General features: G+C 50.5%; 16 protein-coding genes. 10 read left to right on the top strand and 6 right to left on the bottom strand.

What is annotated here, in order from left to right; all coding sequences use genetic code 11:
- Window positions 1–72: 72 nt before the first annotated feature.
- The 3 genes from holA to leuS are packed head-to-tail and all read right to left on the bottom strand — an operon-like array spanning window position 73 to window position 4,050.
- Entirely contained in the window at window positions 73–1,107 is a 1,035-nt protein-coding gene (holA, locus tag L3J94_04065; protein ID MCF6217931.1) for a DNA polymerase III subunit delta, read from the bottom strand.
- Window positions 1,104–1,580, bottom strand: coding sequence for an LPS assembly lipoprotein LptE (gene lptE / locus L3J94_04060; protein MCF6217930.1), 477 nt, complete (start codon window positions 1,578–1,580; stop codon window positions 1,104–1,106). The genes holA and lptE overlap by 4 nt, the downstream gene beginning before the upstream one ends.
- Before the next feature lie 19 nt (window positions 1,581–1,599).
- Complete coding sequence (leuS, locus tag L3J94_04055) at window positions 1,600–4,050, bottom strand: leucine--tRNA ligase (protein MCF6217929.1); 2,451 nt, start codon at window positions 4,048–4,050, stop codon at window positions 1,600–1,602.
- Between the two features lie 917 nt (window positions 4,051–4,967).
- Here leuS and L3J94_04050 point away from each other — a divergent pair.
- Window positions 4,968–6,500, top strand: coding sequence for a SulP family inorganic anion transporter (locus tag L3J94_04050; protein MCF6217928.1), 1,533 nt, complete (start codon window positions 4,968–4,970; stop codon window positions 6,498–6,500).
- A 224-nt stretch (window positions 6,501–6,724) separates the two neighbouring features.
- On the opposite strand, the gene L3J94_04045 is transcribed toward L3J94_04050, so the two are convergent.
- Genes L3J94_04045 through L3J94_04035 form a run of 3 tightly spaced genes read right to left on the bottom strand, consistent with a single transcriptional unit; the run spans window position 6,725 to window position 11,932 of the window.
- Window positions 6,725–8,290, bottom strand: a complete 1,566-nt coding sequence (locus L3J94_04045) for a general secretion pathway protein GspF (protein ID MCF6217927.1) — start codon at window positions 8,288–8,290, stop codon at window positions 6,725–6,727.
- A 9-nt stretch (window positions 8,291–8,299) separates the two neighbouring features.
- Window positions 8,300–10,750, bottom strand: a complete 2,451-nt coding sequence (locus L3J94_04040; GenBank protein ID MCF6217926.1) for a LamG domain-containing protein — start codon at window positions 10,748–10,750, stop codon at window positions 8,300–8,302.
- Between the two features lie 3 nt (window positions 10,751–10,753).
- Entirely contained in the window at window positions 10,754–11,932 is a 1,179-nt protein-coding gene (locus tag L3J94_04035; GenBank protein ID MCF6217925.1) for a hypothetical protein, read from the bottom strand.
- Window positions 11,933–12,162: 230 nt separating this feature from the next.
- On the opposite strand from L3J94_04035, the gene L3J94_04030 reads away from it, so the two are divergent.
- The 9 genes from L3J94_04030 to L3J94_03990 are packed head-to-tail and all read left to right on the top strand — an operon-like array spanning window position 12,163 to window position 23,225.
- Window positions 12,163–14,868, top strand: a complete 2,706-nt coding sequence (locus L3J94_04030; protein MCF6217924.1) for a hypothetical protein — start codon at window positions 12,163–12,165, stop codon at window positions 14,866–14,868.
- A 3-nt stretch (window positions 14,869–14,871) separates the two neighbouring features.
- Window positions 14,872–15,612, top strand: a complete 741-nt coding sequence (locus L3J94_04025) for an SH3 domain-containing protein (GenBank protein MCF6217923.1) — start codon at window positions 14,872–14,874, stop codon at window positions 15,610–15,612.
- Window positions 15,582–16,217 (top strand): outer membrane beta-barrel domain-containing protein, encoded by a 636-nt coding sequence (locus L3J94_04020; protein MCF6217922.1) that lies wholly within the window; start codon window positions 15,582–15,584, stop codon window positions 16,215–16,217. The genes L3J94_04025 and L3J94_04020 overlap by 31 nt, the downstream gene beginning before the upstream one ends.
- 24 nt (window positions 16,218–16,241) lie before the next feature.
- Window positions 16,242–16,742: a TlpA family protein disulfide reductase gene (locus L3J94_04015; GenBank protein MCF6217921.1), complete on the top strand. Its 501-nt coding sequence runs from the start codon at window positions 16,242–16,244 to the stop codon at window positions 16,740–16,742.
- 4 nt (window positions 16,743–16,746) lie between these two features.
- The gene (locus tag L3J94_04010) at window positions 16,747–16,962 is read left to right on the top strand and encodes a DUF4266 domain-containing protein (protein MCF6217920.1); all 216 of its coding nucleotides are present in this window, start codon (window positions 16,747–16,749) and stop codon (window positions 16,960–16,962) included.
- The gene (locus L3J94_04005) at window positions 16,949–18,085 is read left to right on the top strand and encodes a DUF3570 domain-containing protein (protein ID MCF6217919.1); all 1,137 of its coding nucleotides are present in this window, start codon (window positions 16,949–16,951) and stop codon (window positions 18,083–18,085) included. Before L3J94_04010 ends, L3J94_04005 begins: the two co-directional genes overlap by 14 nt.
- Before the next feature lie 30 nt (window positions 18,086–18,115).
- Window positions 18,116–18,622 (top strand): hypothetical protein, encoded by a 507-nt coding sequence (locus L3J94_04000; GenBank protein ID MCF6217918.1) that lies wholly within the window; start codon window positions 18,116–18,118, stop codon window positions 18,620–18,622.
- Window positions 18,622–20,463 (top strand): hypothetical protein, encoded by a 1,842-nt coding sequence (locus L3J94_03995; protein MCF6217917.1) that lies wholly within the window; start codon window positions 18,622–18,624, stop codon window positions 20,461–20,463. The genes L3J94_04000 and L3J94_03995 overlap by 1 nt, the downstream gene beginning before the upstream one ends.
- A complete protein-coding gene (locus L3J94_03990; GenBank protein MCF6217916.1) occupies window positions 20,460–23,225 on the top strand; it encodes a tetratricopeptide repeat protein in 2,766 nt (921 codons plus the stop codon). Before L3J94_03995 ends, L3J94_03990 begins: the two co-directional genes overlap by 4 nt.
- Window positions 23,226–23,234: the final 9 nt, after the last annotated feature.

Genomic DNA, 23,234 nt, shown 5'->3' with positions numbered 1-23,234 from the left:
CCTCTTGCTCTCATGCAGCGAATCAGCGTTTAAGACCCGTGTGCCGATCTCAGCTTAACCCTGTTTGTTTTATTATAACCCAGCGGGCGCTCTTGGCAGGCGAATACCGGCCATGCGCATCGCAAGTGCGCTTAGTTCATCCCAAGGGTTACCCTGCGACTGCCCCTTAATCATGCGGTCAATCTCTGCACACTGCTCCAACATGTGCACCCAGTGCGGGTAACGGTAGCGCAGCAATGCCGCGCTGATGGCTGCTTTGCGCTTATCCCAAATCCGATAGCGCCGCAAAAGGGCATCATTTACACCCCCTCGGCGAGCCTCATAGGCGATATTCAGAAGTGTACGTATCTCTCGACTGAGCGCCCAAAGAACCAGTACTGGCTCCTCCCCCTCGGTCTGCAAGCCATTGACAATTTTAATTACCCGCACTGCATCACCCAGCAGCGCAGCATCAACCAGCGCAAATACGTCATAGCGAGTACTATCCGCCACCACCGAGAGTAGCTGCTCTACATCCAGATGGTTCTGGCCAATCAGCAGGTGCAGCTTTTCAATCTCTTGAGCAGCTGCCAGCAGATTTCCCTCCACCCGGTCAGCCAACACAGCGGCCACTTCCCCCTCGGGCTGCAAACCAATCTTGCGCATTCTTTGCTCAATCCAGCGTGGCAACTGTGCTCGTTCAATTGGCCACACCTGCACCATAAAACCGGCATGTTCAACGGCTTGGCACCATTTACTTTTACTGGCTGCCGGCTCCAGCTTGCCCATGGTAATCAGCAGAAGGGTATCGGGTGCCGGTGCTTTGCAATACGCCTGTAGCGCTTTGCCCCCCGGAATACCCGGTTTGGCATTCAGCAATCGCAACTCGATGATACGCTGCTCTGCAAACAGTGAAAGCGCATTCGCCTCCCGCTCCAGCTCGCCCCAGTCAAAGCCTTTTTCTACATGCAGTACTTCCCGGCCGAGATAACCCGCATCACGCGCCTGTTGTCGAATCGCATCACAACACTCGGCCATCTGTAGCGGTTCATCGCCACTGACCAGTATCACCGGAGGTAAAGCGTGGCTTTTCAGGTGCCTCTCCAGCTGATTAGCGTAAACTTTCACTCAACATTTCCTGTTAGATCACCCAGTGCCACACGTCGCATAAAACGCTCAATCGCCTGTTGGCGCATCCGTTTGACCATCTGTTCTTCTTGCCACTGATGCCCCAGCGCCCGTGCAGGATCGTATGCATAACTGCGTTGAGAGCGATACTGCTCTGCCTCAATCAACGGCTCTCCCTTCGCACCCTCCAGCTTCAGTGTCACTTGGTAGTCGAGCTGATAAACACTGGCTCGGCCTGCTTCGTCCAGCGACTGAATCTGACGTTGATATTGCTCAGCCAGTACCGTAATCCGCACTGCCGCTACTCCATTCAACACCCCCCCTTGTTCACTGAGGGCGCGCCGTAACAGCAGCACGAAGTCGCGTCCCTGCGGCACCGAGTCTGTCGCTACCGGTTGCAATGAGGGCGGCCAGACTTCAGCGCTGCGCAGTTGAAAGCCACACCCCTGCAAGGCGAGCGACAGTGCCAGCAAAAGCCACCCACCATACGCTTTACGATACAACGATATTGACCAGTTTATTGGGTACCACAATAATTTTTCGGATCTCTTTATCCTCAAGGAAGCGGATCACATTTTCATCTGAAATGGCGGCCTCTTCGATCAGCTGATTATCAGCCTCAGCGACCACTTCGATTTTAGCACGCAGCTTGCCGTTTACCTGAACCACCAGCTCGATGGTTTCACGCACTAGCGCCTGAGCATCGACCGTGGGCCATTGAGCCGTCAATATATCACCCTCTCTGCCCAGCGAACGCCATATTTGATGCGTGATATGGGGTACAATCGGTGCCAGCATCCGCAACAGAATATCAACGCCCTCTGCCAAAACAGCCTCCGCACCACTGCTTTTTTTATCCAGCGCGATCAGGATGTTAACCATTTTCATACCCGCCGCAACCACCGTATTAAACTGATATTTGGCGAAATCATGGTTGGCCTGATCCAATATCCGATGCAACTCACCACGGGTTTTTTTCACGCTGCTATCTGCGCTGGAGCCATCATAGTCACCCCCCCACGCTGCGATGATTGCCTGATTTTCATTCACCAGAGCCCATAAACGCTTAAGAAAACGGTGAGCACCTTCAACACCCGAATCATTCCACTCCAGACTCTGCTCCGGAGGCGCTGCAAACATGATAAACAGACGCACCGTATCGGCACCATAGCGCTCAATCAACGCCTGTGGGTCCACTGTATTTCCCTTGGACTTGGACATTTTACGGCCATCTTTCAACACCATGCCCTGGGTCAGCAGGTTTTTAAATGGCTCGTCACCTTGTACCCAACCAAAGTCACGTAACAGCTTATGGAAGAAGCGCGAGTAGAGCAGGTGTAAGATGGCGTGCTCAATGCCGCCAACATACTGGTCCACCGGCAGCCAGTAGCGAGCACGCTCATCCAACATCGCCTCGCCATTATCAGCCGATGCATAACGGGCAAAATACCAGGAGGACTCCATAAAAGTATCGAAAGTATCGGTTTCACGCTCAGCTTTTCCACCACAGTGAGGGCAGCGGGTTTCAATAAACTCAGCCATTTTTTTAATTGGCGAGCTAACGCCATCCAGCACCACGTCTTCTGGCAACACTACTGGCAGCTGATCCTCTGGCACGGACACTGCGCCACAGGCAGGGCAGTTGATAATGGGTATCGGTGCGCCCCAGTAGCGCTGCCGCGAAACACCCCAGTCACGCAGGCGGAAGTTGATTTTTTTCTCGCCCTTGCCACGCTCACTGAGATAATCGGCAATGGCATCCACCGCCTCCTGAAAGCCCATGTGTGTAAATTCACCGGAGTTGATCAACACCCCTTTATCGGTAAAAGCGCCACTCTCCAGATCGATTTCTTCGCCATTTTCAGGGGCGATCACCTGTTTGATTGGAAGGTCATATTTATGGGCAAACGCCCAGTCACGCTGATCATGTGCAGGCACCGCCATCACCGCGCCTTCGCCATACCCCAGTAAAACAAAGTTAGCCGCAAAAACCGGTACCGCCTCACCGCTAACGGGGTGAACCGCCTTTAGTCCAGTGTCCACCCCTTTTTTCTCCATGGTCTCCATGGCAGCTTCGGAGGTCTCCATGTTTTTACACTCATCAATAAATGAGGCCAGTGAGACGTTCTCTTTCGCTGCGGCGAGCGCCAGCAGATGCTCCGGCGCAACCGCCAGGTAGGAGACTCCCATCAAGGTATCAGGGCGGGTGGTGAACACTTTGAGTGGCTCACCATCTACCGTAAACTCCACCAACACACCTTCGGAGCGGCCAATCCAGTTACGCTGCATGGCGCGCACCTGGTCGGGCCAGCCATCCAGTTGATCCAGATCATCCAGTAGTTGCTGTGCATAGTCGGTAATCTTCATGAACCACTGTGGAATCTCTTTACGCTCGACCACTGTGTCGCAACGCCAACAACAGCCATCAATCACCTGTTCGTTGGCCAGCACCGTCATATCATTCGGACACCAATTCACAGGCGCGGTTTTTTTATACACCAGCCCTTTTTCGTACAGTTTGGTAAAAAACCACTGCTCCCAGCGGTAGTACTGTGGCGTACAGGTGGCCACTTCTCGTCTCCAGTCATAACCAAAGCCGAGGCGTTTCAGCTGCCCCTTCATATAGGCAATATTTTCCTGGGTCCAGCGGGCCGGTGGTACGTTATTTTTAATGGCGGCATTTTCAGCAGGCAGACCAAAGGCATCCCAACCCATCGGCTGCATCACATTTTTACCCTGCATGCGCTGGTAGCGCGAAATAACATCCCCCAGCGTATAATTTCGCACATGCCCCATATGCAGACGGCCACTGGGGTAGGGAAACATCGACAGGCAGTAGTACTTCTCCTTAGAAGCATCCTCTACCGCCTCAAACAGCTTGTTATCATCCCAATACTGCTGGGTCTGCTCTTCAATTGCCTGGGGGTTGTACTGATCACTCATTGCCATCTGTCATCTGCCTGCGGAAAATCGGGTTAATCTGAATATAAAGAGTTCTCTGCACAAGTGGGTGCAGCGGCCTTATAGAGATAGAATCGGTAATTTTACCGTAGGATACCCCTCACTGCACCACCTATCCTCTTTTGGCTTGGTTTCTTTAACAAAAAGCCAGACTAGGAGGCTGTCGGACTTAGGGTGAATCTACTGCGGAAAAGCCATTCAGGCCCATTTCTCCGATCATTTTCGTTGAATATGCTCAATATTCGCCTCAAACGATCAAAAAAATGGACTCAAAATGGCTTTCCCTCGCTACGATCACCTAAGCCCGACAGCCTCCTGATATGTATTAACTCGCAACTCATTATTCCAGAAGTCTTTTTTTATGGAATAATGATTGTCTAATACCATCGGACTTTATGTATTTACTCGCCAACAATCCATATTATGGATAATTAAGCTGGTGGCGAGTTAATACATAAAGTCTAGTACATCAACCCTGCGGGCGATTCTGTGGCACTCCGCCTCAGCGTTATAGCGCTTGTCAAGGGAATAACCACTGCCTGCGAGCTATGCCTTGATGCGAAATGCCACAGAATCGCTGACTAGGCAATATAAGAGGGTTGACCTACTCGTGGGTAGGCGCTGTGTGCGTTCGAGAATAAGTATATTCGCAAGCCGGTACCTCTAGTTTGGTGGCCCTATTGAAGGGGATGAAATTATCTGCGCCCTGCGCGGCGGTGCTCGCTTCAATATTAAAAGCTGGCCTCCTGCACAGCGCAATCTTAAAATATTCCCTGTGAACGTGGTCAATGGGTGGGTGCTACGGGGGGTGTAGCCTTCGCGGCGCTACAAATTTGCCGCTATTTTTGTTAAAATCCGCGCTCGCTCAACCTGCATCCACACCATCCTGAGGGTTTTCCATGTTCGAATTGAGTCATGCACGCTATGCGAGTGTGAAGAATGACATATTGTCTGGCCTGACGGTTGCGCTGGCGCTGGTGCCAGAAGCCGTCGCTTTTGCTTTTGTTGCCGGTGTAAACCCTCTGGTTGGTCTCTACGCGGCTTTTATGGTGGGCTTGATCACGGCTGCGATTGGTGGTCGCCCAGGGATGATATCGGGTGCCACCGGCGCACTGGCGGTGGTGATGGTCTACCTGGTGGCAGAGCATGGCGCAGAATATCTGTTTGCAGCGGTGGTGTTGATGGGCATTATTCAGATGTTGGCCGGTGTGTTGAAAATGGGGGTGTTTATTCGCATGGTTCCCTATCCGGTGATGCTCGGCTTTGTGAATGGTCTGGCGATCGTTATTTTTCTTGCCCAGCTGGAGCAGTTCAAAATTACCGATGCAGCGGGGATAAGTAGCTGGTTGCCGGGTAATGAGCTGATGTTGATGCTGGGCCTGATTGTATTGACCATGGCCATCATTCACTTTCTGCCTAAATTGACCAAGGCGATTCCCTCCTCACTGGCGGCGATTATTGTGGTCACTGCACTGGTGATCTTTTTTGGCATGGAGACCCAGAGCGTAGGTGATATCGCCTCAATTGCCGGTGGTTTCCCTGAATTCCATATCCCCATGGTGCCGTTTACCTTTGAAACCCTGATGATCATTTTGCCCTTCTCGCTGATCTTTGCCGCGATTGGCTTGATCGAATCACTGCTGACCATGAACCTGATCGACGAAATTACCGAAACACGCGGTCAAGGTAATCGTGAGTGTATGGGGCAGGGCGCTGCCAACATCGCAACCGGCTTCTTTGGTGGTATGGGCGGGTGTGCAATGATTGGCCAGTCGATGATCAACATCAACTCCGGTGGTCTGGGGCGCTTGTCCGGCATCTCTGCCGCACTGTTCCTGTTGGGCTTTATTCTGTTCGCATCGGATCTGATCGAGATGATTCCACTGGCAGCACTGGTGGGGGTGATGTTTATTGTGGTGATTGCGACCTTTGAATGGTCAAGTGTTCGCATTCTGAAAAAAATCCCACCGGCGGATGCGTTTGTGTTGATCCTAGTCTCTGGGGTTACCGTATTCACCGATCTGGCCACCGCCGTCATTATCGGGGTCATTATCTCCGCGCTGGTGTTTGCATGGCAAACCGCCAAACATATGTGGGCAGAGCAGAGTACCGATGAGAATGGCGCTAAAGTCTATATCATGCATGGGCCGCTGTTCTTTGGTTCTATTCGTAGCTTTACCGACCTGTTTGACCCCAAAAATGATCCCGATGAAGTGGTGATCGACTTTAAATATACCCGCGTCTACGACCACTCCGGCATGGAGGCGATTGATAGCCTCACAGAGCGCTATACCAAACTGGGCAAAAAGGTACATCTGCGCCACTTGAGCCATGAGTGTCAGGCGTTGTTTGAGAAATCGGGTGACTTGGTTGAAGTCAATGTGACGGAAGATATTCACTACCATGTAGAGACCGAAGCAAAGCGCAAGTAAGCGCCATCTTTAGATGACGAATGTGGAGTGGTGCTCAGCTTATCGAAAGCTAGGAGGCTGTCGGACTTAGGGTGAATCTACTGCGGAAAAGCCATTCAGGCCCATTTCTCCGATCATTTTCGTTGAATATGCTCAATATTCGCCTCAAACAATCAAAAAAATGGACTCAAAATGGCTTTCCCTCGCTACGATCACCTAAGTCCGACAGTCTCCTGGGGGCATATTTATTTTATCGAGGCAAATGCGGTCAAGCTGTCCCTTAATATACTGTTGCCAAGACGGTGGTTTGGGAAGAGGGTTTCAAAATCGCCTTGCTGTCCGTGGAGGGCAAGGTAATTGAGGATCACCGTCTCTACCAACAGGTTGACATTGTTAGCGGCAGGTGAGGAGGCTGTTTCAACTGAGCCATCGCGGCGGAAGTAGCCAATCTGTTGCTGTTGTGCTTGTTGATCGGCGTTGCCACCGAGCAGTTGCGGCCGTCCCAATGGATTGTATACCAAGAAAAATGAGGCGGCTGTGGCGGAGCTATCTCCGGTCCAGACACCTTTGCCACGCCCATCTTCGCTCTCATCAAGGCTGCCATTGCTGAATACGGAGCCATCACTGCTGACATACATCATGAGGGGTTGTCCTAGTCGATGAGCATACTCTAGGCAGGCACCCATGCAACGTCCGGCACGCAGGTCTCTCAGCTCGCCGGTGGCACGCTCTCCGGTGTGGTAGTCATATCCACCTATGGTAATAGTGCCGGCGCCCGCATAACCATTCATCACCATTTTCATCACCGAAGCTGTTTTGCGGAATTCGCGATCGCTGTCAAATTCTGCCTGGCTGAAGATGCCACCGGGGCCAACAATCTCGGTGTCGAGGGTTGGGTTGAGGGCGCTGGGGTCACCGTAGCGGTCGACCAAGTCAGCGGTTTTAACATAGCCACAGCTGAGCAGGTCTTTGATCAGTGCAGCTTGTGTGACACCGGTCTGTATGTTGCCAATTTTTGCCGCACTGATCCGTTGTACAGACTCTAGTACTGCAACCGCATCAGCCTGGTCCAGTAGCCCAACTAATTTCCCTGTATCTACTAAGCCGGTGACATCTCTGGGGCGGTCAACTTTTGTGGGCCGCCACTCGGTACGAATCATCTGTGCAGGTGACATTGAGTTGCCCCCCGAATCGGAGCTGACGGAGCCGATCAGTCGTAATAATTCACCGTTTGCCCCGGCTTGTGCAATGCCATACATCGGGTTGTGGGGGTTATTGCCGGTATCATTTTCAGAGCGTGCCGGAATAACCGCACCATTGATATTGGCGGCGGTTCCAGTGCCAAGACGTTCTCGTATGCCGCGTAAAAAGCCACTGTCACTGTGAAAGGCAAGTCCTAGGGAGTCGTCGTAGTAGGGGAGGCCAGAGATAGGGTCATTGAGTGAAGGTACCATGTCGCCTGGCAGCCCCATTCGGTTGTAACCCTCAGTTGAGACAAAATCGAGCTGCCCCCCTTGCTGCCCAATGAGGACATTGGTTCCCGCCATGCTGGCGCCACCGGCAAGATCAAAGCAGATGAAGGGGATTTTCCCTGCGCCAACACTGTTGATACCGCAAGCGAGTTTAAGTGCTTCCATATCGGTAGAGAGTGCAGCTTGTGCGCTATTTAATCCAAACAGAGGGGGCGCCATTACCATGGCTCCTCCCAGTGCCAGTCCTTGGGCCAAAAAATCACGTCGGCTGTAAGGTCGACGATGATGAGTATGCAGAAGAGGCTGGTTTAGTGCGTGGTGTTTGTTCTTCTTAGTCATATTCGTTCCTTATTGCACGGTCATCACGGCGCTGGATAAAAGGGCGGCGCAGCTGCCTTTGGCAACGGCAAGTGTTCGGTCGCTACTGCAATTTATCCCACAACTGGTGAGCCGGTCGATGAGGTTGTTTAGTTCCTGCTTTACGACGGCTGGATCCGGTTGTGTGGCAAGGTTGCTACCATTGATTCGTGATATCAGTGGGTCGAGTAGCTGGTCACGCTTTTCAGTGGTGTCGAAAGCGGTGGTTGAATCGGCTAAAAAGTCGAAACCCGTAAAGTAGCTGGCACGCAAGCTGGTGTCATCGATCAGTGCGTTGCAGTACTCAATGGCCAGCTGCGAGATGGCCACTTGATGGGAGGCCAGGAAGCCATCAATCCGGCTGCTGGATGGGAGTTGTTGTTTGACCATTTCATAGGTGGCCTGAACATCGCTTTGTGTTGTGGGAACATCCGTCAGAATTGACATGCTGGCATTTATTTTGGCAAATGTCCGTAACCCGAGGCGTGGCTGCGGCTCGCTGTCGGCTGGCATGGCCGGCTGTGCGGGTGCGGGTTCCAGAACAACATTAATGTGCGAGCCCAGTTGCTCGAAAGTAAGGAAAAACTGATCCAGGTTAGGACCCTCTTGCAACGGAATAATTGTCCCGTATGACGAGAGACTCATCGGGCTGCTGACAACTTGCTGATCCAAGTTGCGGTAGACCTGCCCAACCGCAGACTCTTCACTGTTGATTCCGATACGCATCCCTTTTACAGCAAAATCGATATCCCCAGGCGTTTCGTTAAGCGAGACATATCTTGGGCTATGGAAGAGATAGCTGTAGTTATCGAACTGGCTTACTTCAAGCAAGATGTAGCTATCTGGGGTGTCGATTAGATGCGAAATGCTGAAGAGCAAGAAGTAGCGCTCACCCACACCCGCGTCTATGTTCTGCTGTATCTGATCAGCAGTGAGTGCCCGCTCATGAATGGCGACCATGCGCAGTTTTCCTTTCCAGGGTGAGCTGCCATCGGCCTCTGCACCAAACAGTAGGGTGTAGTTTTCATCCCAATCATTCAGGCTGTCACCTCGAGTAGCGGTCTCACTGGCAACCAATGTGCCATTAACAAATATTTTTCGCCCTTCAGTGCTGCTAAAGGTGATGGCAACATGCTGTTGAGTGGCTTGTAATATTTCGTCGGCATCAGCGGTTGAGAGTATCGGTTCTCCATTGGTGTCGGTGCTGCTACTGCGCTGGGCAAAGTTATAGTTGTAGAGTGTTTGCCCCAGTGTGAAGTTACGCAGGGAGTTATTTGCCGAATAACTGATGATACGGGCAGGCCCTTCCTGTGTGACGTTGGCGGGGACTAACCACGCTTCAATGGTGTAGGCGTTGCTTGATTTCAGCCGCTCAGCCAGTTTGGCGCTGGTGGCGGTGTTGCCTCGCGCTGAGGTGGAGAAGAACTCGATTCCCCAGCCACCCACCCACTGGTAATCGTCTCCTTCAGTGCCGGATAGTATGAGATTTAGAGCGGGCTCGATGCCGCTGGTATCGTACAGTGTGTCGCCAAGGCCACTTTTTAATTCGTAGCGGGCGATAATATGGTCATCAAAGCGATTGCCGCCGCTAGCGACGATTCCGTCGTAGAGGTTGAGCGCTTTACTGTTAACCAGTGCGCTGTCCAATTCGGTGATAGGGACGCCATCTGCAAAGCTTTGTATAGCGATGATAAATTCATCGGAATCGGATTGGCAATCATTCCAGCAGTTATGAAACTCTTCACTCAAGCGTAATACTAGACGGGAGTCAGCCGGGTTGTTCAGGTCGATGCGCCGGCCCGTGCGTATCGCATCATAGGCGACATTAACATCACTCTGCGCTATGTAAGGTGCCTGGGGGAAGTCACCTTCTTCGCTGTGGCAGCTGGCACAATACTGTGTCAGCAGGGGCCACACAGTGGTAGAAAATAGCGCAGCATCGGCGGGCAGTCGCTTGCCACCATCAGGATCTTGGATGGGTGGTGCGATCAGCTTGACTTCGTTGTTACCGGGGAGTGGGTCATTAGGGTTTAACCACAACTCAAGGTAGGAGGTGATGGTTTCAGCGCAAATGAGGTCGGAGGGTTCCCAGCAGTTATGGCCTGCAGCAACCCGGGTGACTATTTCAGAGTTCTTAGGCGTTGTGGTGTCTACAATGGTGAGTGCCGCTGTATAGGCGAAATTGACATTATCATCACGTACGAATTGTAATTGGTCACTGTCGGTGCCATGGCAGTTCCCACAGCGGTTGCTGGCGCGCAGGCTATCCCACACATACTCTTTAAAACGAGCAATATCATCATCTGTTGCCGCAGGGCCACTGTAGTCTTTGGGGGGCTCGTTGCTGCGATCGACTTCAGGATTATCGGTTGTATCAACCCCTTGGCAGCCCGTGAGGAGGGAGAGGGCCAAAATGAGGCAGAGAGTGTATCGATTAATCATCCGTTATTCTCCCATGCAGTAGACAGCGCTTTCGGCAAAGACGGTCTTGAGGTTGTAGTTGTTGGTTTTAAATGATTCAGTGATTTGATCGATCTTGTTGTGATCTGCACTGTTTTCAGGGTCTCTGAAACAGATGTTTTTAAATACTTTTTTAACCTGACAGCGAGCAAACGCTTCGCTGTTGGCAAGTTCGCGGCCAAGGCTTTTTGCACCCGTACCATTGTCAGGAAGACCAAGGTTGTTGGTATCCCAGCCGAGCAGCGAGTTTGCCCCGGCTCGCCAGTAGTTAGCCCAATTATCATTCGGTGTGGCATAGCCGTAAGGGAAGTTGCTGGCGTTAATCAGGTATTTTGGTTGGACACTGTTTGCGGTGTACTCCAAGCGCCCGTTACGTGCATCAGGGTCGGTACCGCTGTCATACACGTAGTTGTAGTAAGCATAGGCTTGTGCGAGTGGATCCATGCCTGCGTGGCAGCCTAGGCAGGCATTAATAAAGATGCGGCTGTCTCCACCGGGGCTGCGGGAAGCATCTTGGCGGATTCGATCAGGAGAGCGGGTGTTATCTTTTATTTGCTCTAGGTCGTTACAGAGATGGTTAAGGATGGTAAACCTCAGCATTGCACGGTTGGTGCCATCGACAAAAAAGGCTTGCGCCGCTGCTCGACTGGTCATTATGCCTGCGGTTGCGGCAGCCGGTAAGCCATTGACAGAGGATTGGGTGACGGCAACCAGGTCAGCCTTCAGGTCAACACCACTCTGTTCCATCTGCTCGTAGTGGTTGTTATTATTTTGCGAATAAGCGGGCAATCCAAGAGACGCTCTGCCAACATAAAGGATGTCATCATAAAGCAGGGTGCGGAAATCCAGATTATCACGTATTGCGCCAATCATAGTGGCAGTGTAGTCATTCAGGGGAGCAAAAGCGGTTTGCGCTTCGTTGGTCCAGGGTGTGATAATGGTTTTCAGGGTGGTGCTGTAAAAGTCCGGGTGCTCTATGGCAAGTTCGGCGGCACCAATCGCATCACCACCTTCAATGAGTAGCTGCATCTGGTCAAGCAGCACGGTGTCAGCCGGAACACCGGCGATCCTGTCGTGTATCTGCTTGGCTTGTTCACGTGAGCCGGCATAAGCTGAGCTACAGCATATGGCTGCTGCTAACAGAGAGATGGCAATTTTTTTCACGGGGAAAGAATCCTTGTTGAAACAGAATGTCGTTTAAGCATATGTGCTTTTTGCACTATGGATTGTGGGGGAATTCACAGTTCTTGAATGTGGTGACTGCTAAGCTGTATGCAACGCCCGATATGGGTCGTGTGGCTGGTTGCTTGACCTTCCTGGCTTGTGCAATTTGTCAGTTTAAAGGGGTCAATCCTCCATATGAAATGCTGTAAAAATCGATATAAGGGCGTTCTGTGCGTTTAATTTTTTCTCTATTGCTAGCGGCGCTATTGGTCTCTTCGTTGATGACGCTATCGGGGTGTGTGGATGATAATCAGACGCCTGATTCTGCACTGCCAGACTATCCAATCGCCTATGTTAAGCGTGCCCTCTACGATAATGAAGGCGAGCTAACCCCCTTGAGTGGTCGTGAACTGCTGACTTTTCGTCCGGGTGGTGACCTCTACATAAGAGACCGCGCCTCATCTACTGCACCCGAACGTATTGTGACCACCTCAGTGACGCAGGGTGCGGGCGATGTACGTGATCTGAATACCTCCTATGACGGCACCAAAATAATTTTTTCGATGCGTGAGCCAGAGATGGAGGGTGTGCCCGACGATCAGCAGCCCACCTGGAATATCTGGGAGTACGATATTGTTGGCCAGCAACTTAAGCGTATTATCAGTAGTGATATCATCGCAAGACAGGGGCAGGATCTCGCCCCGAGTTACCTCCCTGATGGACGTATTGTGTTCACCTCAACACGTCAACGAGAAACAGGACGTACATTGCTGGATGAGGGGAAACCGCTGTTCAAAGGCGTTGAAGAGTCGAGGCAGGAGCATGCCGCCGTGCTGCATGTGATGGGTGATGATGGGACTGATATTCAACAGATATCATTCAATGCCAGCCACGATTTTGATCCCACAGTGCTCATGAGTGGTCGTATTCTCTTTAGCCGTTGGGATAACATGGGCGGACAAAATGCGATTCGTCTTTACACTGTTCGCCCCGATGGTGGTGATTTGCAGCTTCACTACGGTGCGCACAGTGCACAGGTAGGGCATGGGGATGCCTCCACAGGTTATGTTCAGGTGCGGGAGATGGAGGATGGCAGGCTGTTGGCAACTCAAACCTTACGTGGACAGGAAAACCGGGGGGGTGATCTGGTTATTATTGATGCTGAAAACTATATTGACCACGACCAACCTACCGAGATTAACCGGGGTGTGCTCAGTGGCCCTGGCCAAGAGGCGGCGACTGTTCTTGATGTACAACTTGAAAATCAATCGCTTTCAGCCGGGGGGATGTTTATGTCGGCCTACCCACTTTGGGATGGTAGTCAGCGAATTCTCACCAGTTGGACACCCTGCCGCATCATAAGTGGAGGGGTAATTGTGCCGTGTCCTGCTGCTGATCTAAATAGTGAAGAGACGGTTCCCGCCGACCCACTTTTTGGGCTCTATCTGTATGATATTGGCAGCCACACGCTGCGTCCTTTGGTGATAGCCCAAGAAGGGGTTGTTATTAGTGATGTTGCCACGCTGCGTGAGCGGGACTTTCCTGCGCGTCTCTACGATGGATTTCCTGGTGATGGCCGCATTGATCGTGACCTTCATGATCGCGGAGTGGGGCTGTTACATATTCGCTCTGTTTATGATGTTGATGGAAGGGATACAGCACAACCTAATCTGGCCACTCTGGCCGACCCGCAACAGACGGCGGCGGCTGATCGTCCGGCGCGTTTTATTAAAATAGTAAAATCGGTCACACTGCCTGATCGGGATACATTGATTGTTAACAGGAGTTCGCTGGGTATCAGTGCCCAGCAATTGATGCGTGAAATTGTTGGCTACGGGATGATTGAGCCGGATGGCTCGGTGATGGTTGAAGTGCCTGCCAACATCCCTTTTGCCATTGAACTGCTTGATGAAAATGGGCGGCGTATGCGTAGCCGCCATCAAGCTTGGCTGCAGGTTCGCCCCGGTGAAACATTGACATGCAACGGTTGTCACAATCACGGTAGCGGAATGCCTCACGGTCGTATTGATGGCCCTGTTGCCGTTAATAGTGGCGCGACGACCAGTGGTCAGCCCTTCCCTAATACAAATCCTGCAATGGTTGCCCATATGGGTGAAACCATGGCTCAGACACGTATGCGCCTTAGTTGTGAGACCGACTGCGCCGAGCGTAAGCTGCAGATGGATGTTGCTTTTGTCGATCATTGGAGTGATAGCGCACTGCGCCTGCCTGATGATAGCTTTGAGTACCGTTACGCTGACCTGGACAGTGCGCTTTTACACCCCACCAATGAAAGTTGCCAAAATAGCTGGCAGCTGCTCTGCCGCACTATTGTCAACTACCCCGAGCATATTCACCCACTTTGGGATCTGCCGCGGGTAGACAGCGCACTGGTCGATAGGCGTTGTACAAATTGCCATAGTGACCTGGATGAGGTGGGTGTTTTGCGGGTACCAGAGGCACAGTTACAGCTCAATGGTGGAGTCTCGCCAGAAGATGCCGATCACCTCATCAGCTATCGCGAGTTATTCTTTGCTGATAATGTTCAAGCGCTGCAAAATGGTGCATTGCAGGATATTTTGGTAGAGAGTGGTGAGTTTGAGACAGTGGAGAGTGGTGAGTTTGAGGTAGTAGAAAGTGGTGAGTTTGAAACAGATGAAAATGGAGAGCTCATTCTTGATGATAATAATAATCCTATCCCTATCTTGATCACTGTCCCTATCTTGATCGATATTCCCATTCTGGTCACGCAGCTCGCACCGGGCCCTTCGATGTCAAGTGCAGGTGCAAATGCACGTTATTTCTTGTCGCTTTTTGATAGTGGAGCGATTCACGAGGGGTGGTTAACTCCGGCTGAACTTCGCTTGATTAGTGAGTGGCTGGATATCGGCGCCCAGTATTACAACAACCCGTTTGCGGTGCCTGAGGAGGAGTAACTGGTGAAATGTAGGCTGTTATTTCCCCTGTTACTGCTCTTTTTCTTTTCACCCGTAGCCTCTGCGGAAGAGACGGTGCCGCAAGTGGCTGTTATTGATCCCTATCTCGATCTGCACAGTGGCCCTGGGCGTGGTTACCCAATTATTCGTGTGGTGAAAGAGGGCGAATGGGTTTCGATTCACAAGCGTAAGAATCGTTGGTTTCTCATCAGTACCCGACAGGGAGAGACGGGGTGGGTTGCTAGAGATCAGCTGGAACGCACCTTAAATCCGCAAGGCGAGCAGACCACGATTAAGGCACCTAACTGGAGAGATTTCTCCCAACGTAGCTGGGAGCTGGCAATGATGGCGGGCGACCTGGATGGTTCGCGGGCCATGGAGATTTCTGCACTCTATTTTATGACTCAAAACCTTGGCCTCGAAGCGAACTACGGTATCGGTTTAGGTACATTTTTTACCTCAGAGGTTGTAGGGCTGGCGATTCAGCATCAGCCCTTTCCCCGTTGGCGGGTGGCCCCTTATTTCAGCTTGGGTGGTGGGGTGATGCAAATCAAACCTAAAGCAACGCTGGTTAAATCTGAACGTCGTCAAGAGGGATACGCGAGTGCCACTATGGGATTGCGTACCTACCTGAGCCAGCGCTTTGTATTACGACTTCAGTATAAAGAATATGTACTCTTCAACAGCGATCAAAACAATGAGGAAATTATCGAATGGAAAATAGGTTTTGCTGCTTTCTTTTAGCAACGCTTCTATTGTCCAGCTCGCAGTTAGTGCTGGCGCAAGAGCTTGATGCGCTGGGTGCGGATACTCAAATAGAGCGCCGTGATATCAGCGAGGCATTGATTGATAGTGAAAACTTCGAGGTAACGGCCTCCGCAGGCATTATCAGTATCGAAGATTTTGGCAGCAATATGGTCACGGTTGCCCGCCTTGCTTACCACATTAGCGAAGACTTTTTTGCTGAAGCGGCATACGGAATAAGTGAAGCGGGCTATACCAGTGCCGAGCTGCTGTATGGTGATGTAAAAATCTTGAGCGATGATGAACGGAGCTACCGTTATTACAATGTATCGCTTGGTTATAATTTGCTGCCAGGTGAAGCCTTTATTAGCCAGGGGCGTACCTACAATACGGCGTTCTATGTGATCGGAGGTGCCGGTCTTACCGAGTTTGCGGGGGATGAGGTGTTTACGCTCAACTATGGTGTGGGCTACCGATTACTGGTAAACGACTGGCTGGCACTGCGTGTTGACGGACGAGACCACGTCTATAGCAGTGAGCTGTTTGGAGAGAAAAAAAATGTCCATAACCTCGAAATGTTATTTAGCTTATCACTTTTTTTCTAGATCGGATTGCCAAGGAGTACCCGAATGAAACCAATAAAAGCTCTACTCGTTATTTTTATTGCCTGCACTATTTTGTTGTTTAACAATGCTTTTAGCGCCAGCCTAGAAGGTGCCGCTCCCGATTTTACCTTGGATAATCGCAAGGGCGAAAACATCCGCCTCAGTGACCACCTGGGTGAGGTGGTGATGATTAACTTTTGGGCCTCATGGTGCGCCCCTTGTCGCCAGGAGATGCCGCTACTTGAAGACCTCCATAAAAAATATCAAATGATGGGCTTTACACTGCTCGGTATTAATGTGGATGAGGAGCGTGAAAATGCCGAGAAACTGCTGGAGCAGATCCCAGTCTCATTTCCGGTGCTTTTTGATGCAGACAGTGCAGTGAGCCGCCTCTACAGCGTAAAAGCGATGCCCACGACTATCTTGGTTGATCGTGATGGCCAGTTGCGGGTTTTACACAAAGGCTATCAACCCGGTTTCGAGGATCAGTATGAAGCCGATATCAAGGCGTTGATACGGGAGTAGTGGGGTGCGATTTATCCTCTTTATTGTGTTTTTGGTACTTCTTCAAGGCTGCTCTATTGAGCCTTGGGTGTTGCCCTATGAGCGCGCACGGCTGGCTGACCCGATTATGAATATGGATCCAAATCCTGTCTCTAGTAGCTACCTTAACCATGTATACCAGGCACGTGAGTCGGCGCGTGGTGCTGAAAGCGGGCAGGGGGGTGGTTGTGGCTGCAACTAGGACAAAACGCCATTTCGTACTCATTATATTGCTGTTGGCTTGTTTGCCTTTGACGGCAGCTATCCTGCCAGAAGATCGTTTTGATGTGCTCTATCACTACTATGCGGGTGGCGGTGTGGATATTAGTGGTCCATCGTTGCTGTTTCGTAAACAGGTTGCCGCTCCGCTATCTGTGTCAACCCACTACTATGTCGATACCATCAGCAGTGCCTCAATCGATGTGGTGACCCAGGCCAGTCCCTACAATGAAGAGCGTACTGAGTATGGCTTGAATGTGGATTACCTCAATGGTAAAAATCTGCTCTCAATGGGGTATACCACTAGCTCGGAGAATGATTATGTTGCCAACACAGTGAATGTCGGTATATCGCAAGACTTTTTTGGCGACCTGACCAATATCTCATTAGGCTTTTCCCGTGGCAGTGATACAGTTAGTCGATCAACCGACAATGTGTTTGAAAGGGCGGTTGAACGACGTAACTATCGATTTGGCTTGTCGCAGATTTTAACTAAAAACATGACGGTTACGTTTGCATTTGACCTCACAACGGATGAAGGTTTTTTAAATAACCCCTATCGTCGTTATCGCTATTCGGATTTAGCAGGCGGTGAGTCATGGGATTATGAAGTCTACCCAGGCACCCGCACCAGCAACGCGCTGGGCTTGCGGGGCCTCTATTATCTCCCCTACCGGGCGGTAGTGGGTGCTGAGGTTCGCCAGTTCTCTGATACCTGGGGGATTAATGCTCAAAACTGGCAGCTTTTTTATCGTCATCCAACCGACAATGGCTGGTTGTTTGAGGTAAGATATCGCCAGTACAGTCAAAACCGTGCTGATTTTTACTCCGATCTTTTTGATGCCCAAAATGCACAAAATTATATGGCAAGGGATAAGGAACTCAGCACCTATGAGAGCCAGACATTCGGCATCACTGCCAGCTATGGGTTTAACCTTAGCGGAGTTCAGTGGATAGACCGGGGGAGCATAAACCTCAGCTGGGATCATCTACGATTTGACTATGCTGATTTTCGTAATGCGGATGTCAGTAGTGATGTCGGCAATGAGCCGCTTTATGGTTTTTCGGCTAATGTCATACAAGTATACATCTCTGTATGGTACTAAAAACATCTAACGATCTGTTTAGGGGGAATTGTGCGTTTTTTTACCATCTGTCTTCTGCTGCTTGCCAGCATCTCATTTCAAGCCAATAGTGCACCAGAAAATATAGATAGCCAGCTGCAAAACCTCAAAAAAGAGATTATGCAGCTTAATCGTCAACTCTTTATTCTTGAGGAAGAGCTGCTCTTCCCCTCTAGTACACAACTTGCCGTTTATGTATCAATCGATGTGGGAAAATACTTTGTCGTTGATAATGTAGAGCTGAAAATAGATGGTAAAACGGTCACCCACTATCTTTATACCCAGCGTGAGCAGCAGGCACTCGCTCGTGGTGGTGTTCAACGTCTTTATGTGGGGAATATTCACAGTGGGGAACATCAGTTAACCGCCATTTTTAATGGTATGGGGCCCAATCAACGCCCTCTCCAGCGTGCCGCCTCAATTACTTTTAACAAGGCAAAAGAGGTTAAAAATATCGAGTTTTCAATCAAGGATGATGAAGACAAGCAGCAGGCCCAATTTATTGCCAAGGAGTGGTAATGCTCCGCCAGATTTTCTTATGGCTCTCTCTGGTGCTGCTTTGCTGTAGCACGCCGCTCTATGCCGATCAAAATACCTCGATCAAGGATCTCGATTACGGCGTGGTCTTTTTTGATCTTTACCAGCAGCGCTATTATCGCTCTGCGGTCAATCTTGGGATTAGCTTGCAGCAGCAGAAACTGCAACACCATAAAGGTGAGGCGGAGCTATTGTTGGGTAGTATTCTGCTCTATTACGGAATGCACGATGAGGCCGAGGCGATTTTTTTGCGCCACACAACACCGCAACAAAATCCAGTGAGTGACCGTGCTTGGTTTTATATGGCAAAAGTGCGCTATCAGCGTGGCCTCTACGATGCTGGATTGCAGGCGCTGCTTAAAATCCAAGGTGCCCTTCCAGGTGAGCTGCAGCGCGAGCGGCACCACTTACAAATTATGTTATTAATGGGGCAGGGGCGCTTTAGCTTGGCCGCAGAGGTGGGCAAGCAGACACAGGCACCAGGTGACCTTTTTGCGCAGTACAACCTCGCGGTTGCACTTGAAAGGGCAGAGAAAAATAGGAAAAGTTCCGCTGCACTGCGGCAACTTATTTTAGCTGAGGCTGAAAGCCCGGAAGCGGAGATGTTGCAACATAAAGCGCGCATTATTCTTGCGCAGCGCTACCTAGAGCACGGTAAAACCCACAATGCCATTGTGTTACTCCACCAGGTTCCTATTGATACGGTTTTTTTTGATCAGGCACTGATTGCCCTCTCATGGGCCTATTACAAACAGGGCGAAAATATAAAAGCACTGGCACCGCTGCGCTTACTTAAAGAGCGCAACAGCCGTGATATTGAGGCAAAAGAGGCGTGGCTTCTTGAGGGCTATGTTCAGGAGCATGCTAATGCTTTGCATGAAGCGAAAAAGAGTTATGAGGGTGCCATCTCGCACTATCAACGGGAGATAGCGCAGGTTGACGAGGTGGTTGACTCCCTAGGAGATGGGCGTTTCTTGAATCAGCTTTTGCCGCAGTTGCACGGCATATCACAAGGCTTTGGCTGGGAGGAACGCATTGAGCTACCTAAAGCCAATACCCCTTATATGGCGGTAATGCTCTCCAGTTATCCGTTTTTTGAGGCATTGAGAAACCTACGTGATCTGCGCTACTTACAGCGTCAGCTCTCTATCTGGCGTGATGACATACCCAGCTACCAGCATATGATTAAATTGCGACAAATGCGTTATAACGAATTTCTACCGTTGCTTGAGCTGGTCAAAAAGGATAACCACTACCAATCCCTAGTCAAACAACACCAGCAGCTGACACGGCAATTGGATGCCATCGATCAGCAACAGGCAATCTATCAGCTGTTGGATGAGGGGGCTGAAAAACAGCTGGAGCGGCTATCAAAAATCGAAGTGATCATTGAAATGCTACCTGAAGGTGATCTGCTTGAGGGTTACCAACAGCGCTATCAACGGCTAAAAGGGCGGCTTACTTGGCAACTTACGGAAACATTTAAGGTGCGTAGTTGGCAGCGTCGCAAAGAGCTGCGTGCACAACAGCGTATTTTGGATGAGGTTGCTGAGAAACGAGAGGTGCTGACTAGAACAGAGCTGACCACTCCTGAAATGTTCTCCCAGTATGAGCAGTATACTAATCAATTGAGTGGTCAAATGGAGACGCTGGGCCAGCAAGTAGAGCAGCTCTACACTCGACAGGAAGAGGCGCTTCTTGAGCGGGCGGTAGAGGCTTTGCAACACTACCGTAGTCGCTTGGCACTCTATCGTGATCAAGCGTATTATCGTGTTGCCTATATCAAAGACAGTGCCCTGAATACGGTTGAGGCGGCACAATGATGCTCAATAAAAAAACTGCATTATTGGCCATCTCACTGGTGCTGAGTGGTTGCAGCAGCAAGGTGCCGATCGAAACACCTGAGCAGCGTCTTATCGCTTATCAAGCTCCGATATCCAAACATCAGATACCCAAAACTGAACTAACTGGAATGGAAGAGGAGTACCAAAAAGCGGCTGAAAGTCAATTTTTTCAAATTGAAGCACTTGCACGACATCGTCTAGCAGATCTTGCACTGGAAGAGAGTGAGGATGAGCTACTCAATGACAGCATGGATGACATGGATAGCACTACCCGCAGTAGTGGCTATTTTCGGGCGATCACTGTTTACCAGCAACTGTTAAAAGATTATCCGGATCGAGTAGAGAATGATGGTATTCGTTATCAACTGGCTCGTGCCTATGATTATGCGGGTGAGCCACGGGTGGTTTTGGAGGTGTTAACTGAGCTCGTTGACCAACATCCTGAATCAAGCTTTTTCTCTGAGGCTCAATTTCGTCGCGGTGAGCTGCTCTTTACCCTTGGCCGGTTTGATGATGCGACTGTAGCCTATAAAGAGGTCACCGATCGCGGTGCAACTGACCCCTATTTCAAACATGCACTCTACAAACAGGCGTGGGCGCTGTATCGTTCTGACCGAATCGATGCGGCACATCACCATTTCGCCGATCTACTGGAATTCCTGCATACCCCGGGCAGCATGGATGATGTCGCTGTGGCCAATAGTGAGCTGGTGCGAGATGTGTTGCGTATCCTGGCCGTTAGCTTTTCCCAAATGGAGGGTGTGGAGTCGGTTGAGGCGTTTGCACAAGCGCGTAATAACCAGCCTTATACTGCACTGATTTATCAGGCGCTCTCTGATCAATTTTCTATGCAGCGCCTTTACAGGGAAGCGGCGGGTGTGTATGGCTTTTATCTGCAACGTAATGCTAACGATGCGCACGCCGCCGGTTATCATTTGAAACAGATTGCACTATTGGACAGGAGTGGTGACTTCAAGGAGGCCCTGCAAGCAAGACAACAGTTTGTCGAAAACTATGGGGCTGACAGCGGGATATTGGAGCGTCACCCGGTTGCGGTGTATAAAGCAATTGAGCCAGCACTTCAAAAGAATATTATCTATCTTGCTAAATATTACCACGGCCTTTACCAGAAAAATAACCAGCTAGCCGATGTGGCACGCGCTCAATACTGGTACCAGTATTTCCTGAATAGCTTTCCAAATGATGAGAAAAGCAGTGGTGTCCATTTTCTGTATGCTGAAAGTCTGTACGAATCGGCAGCCTTTGAGCAGGCCGCAATGGCCTATGAGAGCGCAGCTTACGAGTACCCAGTGCACGATAAAATGGCAGAAGCGGGCTATGCGGCCTTAATCAGCCACGAAAAACGCCAAAACATTGATGAACAGCCACACCTGCAGCAATTTATCGCCAGTATCAACCGTTTTATTAGCCACTTTCCCCAAGATGTACGAATCAACGAAGTACGGCACAAAAAAGCAGATCAGCACTTGGCATCCAATGAGTATGCAGCTGCCGTTGATGAGTTGAATACGCTTGCCCATGCGTTGCCAGCCGACTCACCACAGCTCGGTACGGTTTGGTATAAGCTCTCTTACAGTCACTTCATGCTGGATGATTACTTGGCGGCAGAGGCCAGCTCCCAGCAAGCGCTCTTATACGTTGAAAAGCCTCAGCAGCGTAAAGAGATTAAAGAGCGGCTTGCGGCTGCAATCTACAAACAGGGCGAACAAGCGCAAGCTGCTGGTGACTTGATGGCCGCAGCCGGGCACTTTTTGCGTATTGTGAGTGCGGTTCCAGGAGCCGCTATTATCGCCCAGGCTCAATACGACGCGGCAACAGCTCTTATGAGTAATGGCGATTGGCGGGCGGCGGTTAAGGTGCTGGAGCGCTTTAGAGCCAGTTATCCACGCCATAAGTTAGTGATGGGTGCGCGTGAAAAGCTGGCATATTCCTATATGGAAATGGGGGAAAGTGTGAAGGCTGCACACGCTTATAGTGCGCTCGCCAGTGTAGAGACTGATCCGGAGCGAAAACGTGGCTGGTTAAGCCAGGCCGCAGAGCTTCATTTGCAAGAAGGTAATAATAGATTGGCGGTTAATATGCTTGAGCAGTATCTCGCCCTCACAAAAGTGGAGGATGTGAGTTATTTTGAGGTGAGTATGCGTATTGCGGATATTCACCACAAACTGGGTAATACCCGCTCTTATAGATCCAGCCTCAGGAGCATTGTTAGAAAGGTGGGGGAAGACAACCCCGATATCGGGCTGCGCCAACAAGCCGCTAATGCCTCGTTAAAGTTGGCAGATAGTTATCAAAAGGTGTTTGCATCGATTGCTCTTAAAAACCCGATAAAAAAGGCGCTGAAGCAGAAAAAGGAGGCGATGCAGGCAGCACTTGATCTGTATAAACAAGCCAGTCAATACCGCATCAGCAATGTTACCACCGCCTCTACATATCAAATTGCTGAAATATATCGGCTGTTTAGCCATGCACTAATGACCTCGGAGCAACCAAAAGAGCTCGAAGGTGAAGAGCAGGAGATGTATATCATGATGCTGGAGGAGCAAGCCTTTCCCTTTGACGAAAAGGCGATTGATCTGCATAAGCTGAATATCAATAGAATTAGCAGCGGCCTTTATGATAAGTGGGTTAAAAAGAGTTTTCAGGCGCTAGGGGGTCTTCAACCTGCCCGCTTTAATAAGCAAGAGAACGCCTTGGATATGATTACAGCATTAAACTGAGAATGCCCC

Source organism: Gammaproteobacteria bacterium (assembly GCA_021647245.1).
In the GTDB taxonomy this organism is placed as follows: Bacteria; Pseudomonadota; Gammaproteobacteria; order RBG-16-57-12; family RBG-16-57-12; genus JAFLJP01.
This window is presented reverse-complemented; position numbering and strand designations above follow the sequence as displayed.